General features: G+C 58.7%; 6 protein-coding genes and 1 pseudogene. 2 read left to right on the forward strand and 5 right to left on the reverse strand.

Going from position 1 to position 9625, the window contains the following annotated elements; translation table 11 throughout:
* Positions 1 to 32 precede the first annotated feature (32 nt).
* From P3T25_RS29560 to P3T25_RS29580, 5 genes and pseudogenes are all read right to left on the reverse strand, one after another.
* Positions 33 to 3389 carry an EAL domain-containing protein gene (locus P3T25_RS29560; RefSeq protein ID WP_429360408.1) on the reverse strand — a complete coding sequence of 1119 codons (3357 nt, stop codon included), beginning with the start codon at positions 3387 to 3389 and terminating at the stop codon, positions 33 to 35.
* Positions 3390 to 3799: 410 nt separating this feature from the next.
* Complete coding sequence (gene phbB / locus P3T25_RS29565; protein WP_429360410.1) at positions 3800 to 4543, reverse strand: acetoacetyl-CoA reductase; 744 nt, start codon at positions 4541 to 4543, stop codon at positions 3800 to 3802.
* 140 nt (positions 4544 to 4683) lie between these two features.
* Entirely contained in the window at positions 4684 to 5250 is a 567-nt protein-coding gene (gene phaP / locus P3T25_RS29570) for a TIGR01841 family phasin (protein ID WP_429360412.1), read from the reverse strand.
* 284 nt (positions 5251 to 5534) lie between these two features.
* A pseudogene (locus tag P3T25_RS29575) lies at positions 5535 to 5738 on the reverse strand (hypothetical protein); the annotation flags it as partial.
* Between the two features lie 800 nt (positions 5739 to 6538).
* Positions 6539 to 6688, reverse strand: a complete 150-nt coding sequence (locus tag P3T25_RS29580; protein WP_233464890.1) for a hypothetical protein — start codon at positions 6686 to 6688, stop codon at positions 6539 to 6541.
* Here P3T25_RS29580 and P3T25_RS29585 point away from each other — a divergent pair, their 5' ends adjacent.
* Positions 6689 to 8620: a S53 family peptidase gene (locus P3T25_RS29585; protein ID WP_429360426.1), complete on the forward strand. Its 1932-nt coding sequence runs from the start codon at positions 6689 to 6691 to the stop codon at positions 8618 to 8620.
* A 235-nt stretch (positions 8621 to 8855) separates the two neighbouring features.
* Entirely contained in the window at positions 8856 to 9014 is a 159-nt protein-coding gene (locus P3T25_RS29590) for a hypothetical protein (protein ID WP_171928170.1), read from the forward strand.
* Positions 9015 to 9625: the final 611 nt, after the last annotated feature.

The raw sequence follows: 9625 nt of genomic DNA on the forward strand, positions 1-9625 counted from the left end.
ACCCGTTCACCGGACGGGTGTCCTGTCGTTGGTCAACTACGTGTATCAACCCCGCGGAGAAGAACTTCCTCCATAGGGGCGGGGACATGGACGAAGTACCCCTGTATGTAGTCGGCTCCCATGTCTCGCAGCAATGCCGCGACGGCGGCTGTTTCGACGAATTCCGCAATGGTCTGCTTGCCGACTGCCTTTGCTACATCGCAGATACACCGCACCATCGCCTGATCAATGGGGTCATGTTCGAGATTGGTGATGAACTGTCCGTCGATCTTGAGGTAGTCCACAGGCAACGCTTTAAGGTAGCCGAACGACGATGCGCCACTTCCGAAATCGTCCAGGGCGAAGTGCATGCCGCGCAATCGCAGCGACTGGACGAACTCCGTTGCAACTGACAGATTCGTGATCGCCGCTGTCTCTGTTACTTCAAAGCAAAGCTTATGCGTGTCGAATTGAAATGAGTCAGCCAGATCCCTCACGTACCGATGGAAGGCGTGGTCACCAATGGACTGGCCGGAGAGGTTCACCGCGATACTGTCAACGTGGTCCAACTGGTCGCGATGGTGTGTCATCCATGCGAATACGTATTTGACCACCCAGCGGTCAATGCGGGAGGCCATGTGGAAACGTTCAGCCGCTGACAGAAAAACGTCGGGCAGTACCAGAGTCCCATCAGACTCGCGCAGGCGCAACAGAAGTTCGCACCGAAGATGGTTCTCCTGCTGACCAAGCGCCCGTATGCGCTGGGCATATAGCTCGAAACGGTCTTCATCGAGGGCCTGCTCCAGACGCGTGACCCACTGCATCTCGCCGTGCCGCGCGATTACGGCCTGATCGGCGTCGAACCACGAGTGCACACGGTTACGCCCGGCGTCCTTGGCGGCGTAGCACGCATTGTCAGCGGCCTGAAGCACGGCCGCAGTCGTTGGCCAGCGATCGTCAATGGGTACCAGACCGATGCTCGCACCAATATGGAAGCGACGTTCGTTGTAGGCAAATCGAAATTCGTCGAGGCGCTCGCAGATCTGGGAGGCGACCCGACGGGCCTGCTCCGTGTCGCATTGCTCCAGGATGACGCCAAACTCGTCGCCTCCTAGCCGGGCTAGTGTGTCGGTTGCCCGGATACACTGTCCCACCTGTTCCGTCACTTGTCGCAGCAACTGGTCGCCGGCGATATGCCCGAAGGTATCGTTCACGACCTTGAATTGATCAAGGTCGATGTACAGCATGGCGTGTTTGCTGCCTGCCTCGCGTGCATGGATTAGCACGCGGTTAAGTTGCGTTTCGAATTCCGCGCGATTTAGCAACCCCGTGAGGGCATCATGTGTGGCGCGATAGCTCATTTCTTTGGTGAGCCGACGTTCTTCGGTCACGTCGTGAAACACCAGAACGACACCCAGAACTTCGCCAATCGCACTGACGATCGGGGCAGCGGAATCCTTGATCGCATGTTCTGCACCAGACCGTGATATCAGGACGGTATTGTCAGTGTTACCTACGACGCGGTTCTCACTCAGACACTGCGTGACGGGATTCGGAGCGTGTATGCGCGTTGATTCGTTGCGGGCATCAAATACATCGTCCAGCGGAAGGCCGCGCGCCTGGGCAATGAGCCAGCCCGTTAGTCGCTCTGCCACTGGATTCAGGTATGTGACGCGACCGTGCGGATCGGTTGTGACGACGCCGTCGCCGATTGAATGCAACGTTATCTGGAGGAATTCATGCTGTTCGGCAAGGGTCGCCTGCATCCGCTTGCGCTCGGTGGTCTCGAGGACCAGAACAGCACACTGATTGGGGCCGGGGCGATATGCCACCATGTCAAACCAGCCGTCCGCTGCTGTCGGTATATCCTGTCGCGCAACCGGCTCGCCGGTGAGTACAACCCCAGTTAGCGTGCCGAGCCAGTCCCATTCCAGGTCTGCCAGCCCGGCAAACACCTCGGAGACCTTCCTGCCGATCATGAGATCGGACGGAATATGACTTGTCCTTGCAATTGCCGGATTTGCCGCGACGAACCGGAAATCGACAACCTTCGCAGTTGCGTCGCTGACAATATCCAGCAATACGAATCCGACCTGCATGTGCTCAAAAAGCGCGCGATACCGGCGCTCACTTTCGAGCAGGGTGGCCTCGACCTTCCTGCGCTCAGTGATATCCTCGATCACGGCCATGGACCGCCATGGCACGCCGTCGCTCTGCCTTTCGAGAAAGGCGGACAACAATACGTCGATCACTTCGCCGTCCTTGCGCACCATTTCGTATTCGACGTTGCGGCAATGACCGGTGCGGAAGAACTCGGGAAGCACGACCTGACGGGCGTACTCGCGCGACGCGGGTGTCAGGAAATCGGATGACGGCCGCCCCAGCACCTCGACCCGGTCATACCCAAGCGTGCGAAGCCATAAGTCGCTCACGCTTATGAGCCTGCCTTGCACATCAATCGAGTGAAGCATCGCCGGGGTGCGTTCGTAGAGTTCGCGATACCTCCGCTCGCTCTCGATCAACGCCTGTTCGGCGCGCCTGCGTTCACTAACATCGCGTCCCACTGCATGGATCGCCACAATCCGTCCGTCGATGTCTGTCACCGGTCGGTAGTTCCAGCGCACCCATCGTTCGACATTATTTATCGTGGACATACGGGCGACCAGCGTCGCGCCCGATCGACGCGTCACCACGTCACGTAGAGCCGCGGCCACCGATGCGCGGTCCTCGTCGGCAACCGTATCAAGCAGGTTGGCACCTGCAAGCCTCGACGAGGAGCCGTCCATATAGCGAGCGGAGGCGTCGCTAACGTAGCCGATCTCTCCACTGGAACTGGCCAGCACGACGAGGTCTGTTTTCGGCTCAGGAGCGGTGTTCAGATTGAATCCCTTCCCGAACGGGGCGTCGGCGAGGGCACCCGCAGTGGGATTGAGCAGGCAGGTGCTGACAATATGCGCCAGGCTGTCCAGAGCAGCACGTTGCATACGAGTCAGTCGTTGCGGCTCGCATGCCGCCACCGACAGCACACCTATGCACTGCCCCATCGGGAGAAGGATCGGCGTATTTGCATAGAACCGGATCTCAAGCGTACCGAAGATGAACGGATTCTGGGCAACGCGAGGATCGTCAGCCGCATCGACCACCTCAACCGCTTGATGGTCGCCCGCAACGAGCAGGCAGAACGCCGCCTCAGCGGCCGTCCACTCTTCCGCAGATAACCCGACATCTGAATGAAGCCAGCTCGAGTCAGGATCCGGCAAGGTTACTGCGGCGATCGGCACCTCGCAAATCGTCGCAGCGAGGCGTGCGACCTCTTCAAAAACTGAGGTGATTGTGCCACTGACAATAGCCGAATTGTTAGCGTCGCCACGATGCGCGGGCCGGTACTCAGGCAGACGGTGAGATGTCATGTCGGGGTTCCCCGGAAGATTGCACGACTGAATGCGAAAGGTATCAACAGCGTACGCTGTTCTTTTGTTTTTGCCGTTTCCGGAACATATCTTGACTGACGGTCCCGACAAGGACCACAAGTCTGCACGGCAGGGTGAATCTGTCATGGATGCGATAACGGCTGGTTGCCGTCGGCGCGCAGGCGAGCGGAGACGGCGCGATTCCGAAGGTAGGCGAGCAATGCGCATACCCGGTCCGGCGTGACCGCACAGAGGACCGAAGAGCGGGTCATGTACTTTTGCCTTGCGCATACCATGTACGGATTGACGGTCACGCAGACAAGCGTCCTCCCGGCACGGATGGCTTCGCTAGCCCACGTTTAACCGCCTGAACCTCAGAGTTGCATTGATCCGGACGTCGGCACTTCGACTCACTGGAGGTGCTGGCCGCCGTTGATGGCGATATTCGCCCCGGTCAGAAAACCTGCCTCGCGCGAACACAGGTACAGGACTAGCGCGGCGACTTCGGCTGGCTGTCCGAGCCGTCCGACAGGTATCTGGGGAATGATCCTGGTTTCGAGGACGTCCTGCGGCACCGCCATCACCATCCGCGTCGCAATGAATCCTGGCGAGATCGTGTTAACGGTTACACCTCTTTTCGCGACCTCGAGCGCCAGCGATTTCGTGAAGCCGTGGATGCCTGCTTTCGCGGCCGCATAGTTGGTCTGGCCGAAGCCGCCTTTGGAACCGATGATCGAGGATATATTGATAATGCGTCCCCAGCCACGCTCGACCATGCCGTCGCAGACGGGCTTCGTCATGTTGAAGACCGAATCGAGGTTGGTGCGGATGACTGCATCCCAGTCGACCTTGTCCATCTTCCTGAAAACGGCATCGCGGGTGATACCGGCATTGTTGACCAGGATGTCAACCGGGCCCACTTCGTCGAGGATTCTTCCGGCACACGTTGCACACGATTCGTGGTCCGCCACATCGACGGCATAGGCGTGGAGCAGGCGGTCCTGGGTTTCCATGCGTGCAAGCCACGCGTCGACGCCTGTGTTTTTAGGCGAGTAAGTGACAATGGTCGTGTAGCCGGCATCGCGCAGTCTGATGCTGATGGCTTCGCCAATCCCGCCGGTCCCACCTGTGACAAGGGCGATCTGATTCGTCATTTCCGTTACCTGATCGTCGATTCAAAGAAAAAAGCGACGCACGGGCCTCCGAAAAGATCGGAGCGTTCCCACACCATGAATTTCGCAGTTTGACGACCTGCAGATGCGGACATAACAGCCGTACGTCGCGGAAGGAACGACTACTTCGATGTAGCACGAGCAGCCCGTTCGGCCGCCTGCCTGGTGGTTTTTGACACGACTTCACTCACTGCTGCGGCATTGCCTTCTGCAGCGAGGATCGCCTGTTGAGTGGCCTTGTACGTCGTCTCGTACCAGGTGCCTGCGGCGGCAATCGCAGACTTCAAGGATGTAATGGCGGTTTCTGCAGCGGCCGGCGCATGCCGCGCGGCCCCGCCAATCGCCTCCTGCAATTTGCGCTGCTGCCCAGTGACATACTCATTGATGACGTTTGCAAATTCCAGTTGGGAATTTGATGCAATGGCGAATAATTGCCGGTAGTACGACTGGATTTGCGGCGCGATCCGTTCCGCCGCGCCACTGTGCAGTGCGCCCCATTCTTGAAGACTGTTTCCCGATAGCGCTTCGAACACTACCTCTCTGGTTTCGGTGATACTCGACCTGGCGGTTTTCAGATTCAGTTCGATCATCTTCTGAAAAATCTCGACGGTTCTGTTTGCCAAAGCAAACGATGCTTCCATGCTAGCCTGTTGCCCCACAGAGTTTTGCTCAGGATTCCACAGATTCATCGCTTGCTCCAAAAAGGTGACAGGAAAGGGGTGCGTTGAGAGAGAAAAAAACCTTCATCCAATGAAGCCGGGTTGTGTCAAAAGATCTTCGCCCCTGCGCCCTTGACGACATGGGCATCTGGAGCGCCGATATCGGCTTCTGCCACAGGTTCGAGAGGCAACGCTGAGGCGAGGGGATGCTCCGATCTGCCTGTACAGCATCTGCAGTCCCGTCGCCGGGACAGCACTGCCTTCGGCTTGCTGCCGGGTGCGGTGCGTCGTGGACGGCGCGGCTCATCATGCTGCTCCACGTCGAACCGGTCCAACTGCAGAAGCAGGCTATCGATCGAGCATAACTGGACCTTCGTGAGATGGCACGAGTCGAGTAACCGGTAGAGCCGTCTGCGCCAATATTCGGCTGGCAGAATCGGGCCGTCTTCAAACCCGCATAACGACGGACGCATCACGCACTCGATGTGCGCGATGTCCTCATCGATCAATATACCCATGCCCGCCCCCGGTGCATTTTCGAATACTGCTCAATGACGTGTTTTACATTCGTGTGTGACCGGTACTATAGGTCTATCTATCTTCGAAATCCAATCTTAAATCGTGCATATGGCGATGCCGATGCCTGTCCGTAAATAGTTCGATAGAAAATCGTTAAAAAAGAACGCGCAATTCAAACACCTTTTCGCTTTGGCGTAACGCTATATGTCGAAGCAGGGGCTCCTTGTGCGAGCGTAACTCTGGCAAATATCCAATGTGCATGACGTTCGCTGGGTGGAGAAGGAATCAAACGGCGTCGTTGCCGCGTGGTGCAACAGCGAAGAGTCAATTTATTGGCGAATTCAGCACCTGTTACGTGCCGCACGATGGTGCACACGTGGTGAATTCGAGCCCGCCGAATCGTGCAAACGGGCATAGGGCGGCGGAGCCTTGACAGCGGCTCAATGGTTCCTACTATCGATTGACTGACCGGTGCCAGGACGAGAGCGAAGACTGCCTTTCTCTCCGTGGCATGGGAAGTTGCGGTCGAAGGTGAGCGGCCGTCGCCGCGACCTGAGGTTGTCTGCGAGCAATGTACGTCCCTACGCTCAATGCTCTCAGGAAGGCCGTTGAAATTTGCCCCGGCTGGATGATTGGGGTGCTGTCTCGACAAGCTCCGAATACGACTTGCTGCTGATTTTCGGATGCATAAGGTGGGTGGCCGATGTTGCGAGGGCGTGTACGGAGAAACGACATGTTCACTCGATTCCAATCAAGATTCCGGGTCATTGTTCTGATTCTTTTCACTGTGGTTTGTACGTCATCCGAAGCAATAGCGCAAACGACACGGCAGCTCGTCACTCAGGTTGTCGACGAGCGGCAGACCATTGAGCTGGCCGGCAATATCCGACCCGAGGCAAGCGCGCAGAACGATCTCGGGCGGGTCGACGACACGCTTGCGCTTGACCACATGCAGCTTCTGCTCAAGCGCCCAACCGAGACCGAAGCGGCTCTCGTGCGCTTCATCGATCTACTCCATGATCCGAAGTCGCCCTATTTCCATCAGTGGCTCACGGCCGAGCAATTCCGCGCGAATTTCGGTCCGGCAGACGCCGATGTGAGCATGGTCAGCAATTGGCTTTCGAGGCACGGACTCACGGTGAACGGCGTGCAGGCAGGTGGCATGGTGATTGACTTCTCGGGCACCGCCGGGCAGATCCGCGACGCGTTCAGGACAGAAATTCATCGGCTCGACGTGGGCGGCGTCGGGCATGTCGCGAACATGAGCAATCCCCGAATTCCGGCAGCACTTTCGGATGTGGTGAATGGGATCGTGTCACTGAATGATTTCCGGCCGCACACAAATTTCAAGTCCAGACCCGAATACACGTACACCAGTGGCAGTTCAACCTATCATGCAGTCGCTCCCGCGGATCTCGCTACGATCTACAATCTGAACCCGATGTTTCGTTCCGGCATCTCCGGCCAAGGCCAGACGATCGTCGTGATCGAGAACACCAACGTTTACAGCCCAGCCGACTGGACGACCTTCCGCTCGACCTTCGGATTGTCCAGCTACACGTCGGGCTCCTTTACTCAAATCCATCCGGTGCCGGCAAGCGGTGCGAACAACTGCACGAATCCCGGAGTCGTCGCGGGCAACGAGAGAGAAGCTGAACTGGACGCAGAATGGGCCAGTGCCGCGGCTCCAGGCGCCGCCGTCGTACTCGCGTCCTGCGGGGACACCAGTACCACGTTTGGCGGCCTGATCGCGCTCCAGAACCTCGTGAACAGCAGCAACCCGCCGGCGATAATCAGTATCAGCTACGGCGAATGCGAGGCGATGAACGGGGCCACCGCCAATGCCGCTTACAGTTCGGTCTACCAGCAGGCGGTCGCCCGCGGCATCTCTGTTTTTGTCTCGGCCGGTGACGAAGGGGCCGCGAGCTGCGACGCAAATTTGGGAAATGCCACCCATGGAATCGGAGTCAGCGGCTTTGCCTCGACACCCTACAACGTTGCGGTTGGGGGCACTGATTTCGGCGACACCTATGCCCGGACCACGGCTTCTTACTGGACCGCGGCAAATGCCGCGACCTATGGCTCGGCGATATCTTACGTCCCGGAAATTCCGTGGAACGATTCCTGCGCCAGCGTGCTGACTGCTGCTGCGAACGGCTACCGCACGACCTATGGCACGACCGGTTTTTGCAACAGCCCGACCGGCAACGCCAATTACCTGACGACGGCGAGCGGCAGCGGCGGCCCAAGCGGCTGTGCGGCGGGTGCGCCGTCGGTGAGCGGTGTCGTGAGCGGAACGTGCCGCGGCTATGCCAAGCCGGTCTGGCAAACGCTGCTTCTGCTGTTGGGCAACCCCGCCGACGGCGTGCGTGATCTTCCTGATGTCTCACTCTTCGCGGCCAACGGCGTTTGGGGCCACTACTACATTGTCTGCGATTCTGACGTGCCGGATGGCGGTGCGGCTTGCACAGGAGCCCCGAGCGGGTGGGCCGGCGGCGGGGGAACGTCATTCGCCGCGCCGATATGGGCCGGGTTCCAGGCCCTGGTGAACCAGGCGACCGGGTCCCGGCAGGGTAATCCGAACCCGGTCTACTATTTCCTCGCGGCCACGGAATATCTGTCGGGCGGGACCAGCACCTGCAATTCGAGTCGCGGCAATGGCGTCGCCAGCAACTGCGTCTTCTATGACATTACGCTCGGCGACATTGACGTGAACTGCTCAGGCACGAATGATTGCTATCGCCCGAGCGGCAATTACGGCGTCCTCTCAACGAGAAACAGCAGCTATTCGAAAGCGTACGGCACCGGTGCTGGTTGGAACTTTGCCACCGGCATCGGCACGGTCAACGTCACCAATCTGGTGAACGCCTGGCCGCGTTGACCGGTTCGATAAGTGGGTGTGTGGAGGCTACGCGCGCCGCGCAGGAGACCCCTTGGGGGGGAAGCGGCGCTTGCGCTCGCGCGTCGGTCGATGATTGTTTTCGCCCATGTTGTTCAGCCGGGCGCCGGCTTTGGCGAAGAGTGCAGCGCCGGCCAGTTAGAACACGCAATGGACCAACCGGTAGCGCACGCGGCTCATGTGCCCGCGATAAGTCATGTCGTGAATGGAGGTTCCGATGAGTGAAGCAGTGGGAATCGTGATGAGTTCGTTCGTGCTGGCGATGGCACCCGTGTTCGTCGCCGCTCATTATTACCGGGAGCAGATGCGCCGAAAGCGGCTCAGGCAACTGGCTCACCGTCACTACTGGCCGCACTGGAGCAACGCCCGGCATTGAGCTTTTGCGCTCGCTGCGCTGTTGTTGCGGTACCAGGGGGGCGCGTCGTTGCCGGCACGTATGCGCGCACGGGTTTCGTCAGGAAACGCACACGGGCAATACCTACGCAATGGCTGCCGTCGCTTCGTACGCCACGCGGTAAACATCAATTCGGGCGACGCTGAAACAGCGATATCTTGTGACTCGGCTGCCGCGTTCTCAGGCGCGGTGGCCGTCTTCGGATGCTGCTGGTCCTCTCAACCAGCAGCATCCCCTCGGTCAGGGCTTCACCGCCCTGGCTTTTTTTTCGCCCGACATGGGCGCACTCTTGCGGGTGCAAGGCGATGTAAGAAACGGACGATTTCAGTTCTCCGGATGCTTCCACATGCCCGGGTTTCAACCATCGCTGCATTGGAACGCAGACCTTAAAGCAAGCTTTATGGCGACGGTTCTATTCTTCGCTTGGGGGTGGGTCGCTTTCCTTTTTATTCTCACGCCAATACGTTTGGTTCGCCGCGCATTGATAAGGAAAACGAAGACTATGTGTGACGTTCAATCGCTGGACGCTCGTGGAAAATACCGCCTCACCACGATCGGGACGTGAGACTCTCGCTTCAAGGCTGAACCTCATA

This window comes from Paraburkholderia sp. GAS32 (genome assembly GCF_050434225.1).
GTDB classification, from domain to species: domain Bacteria; phylum Pseudomonadota; class Gammaproteobacteria; order Burkholderiales; family Burkholderiaceae; genus Paraburkholderia; species Paraburkholderia madseniana.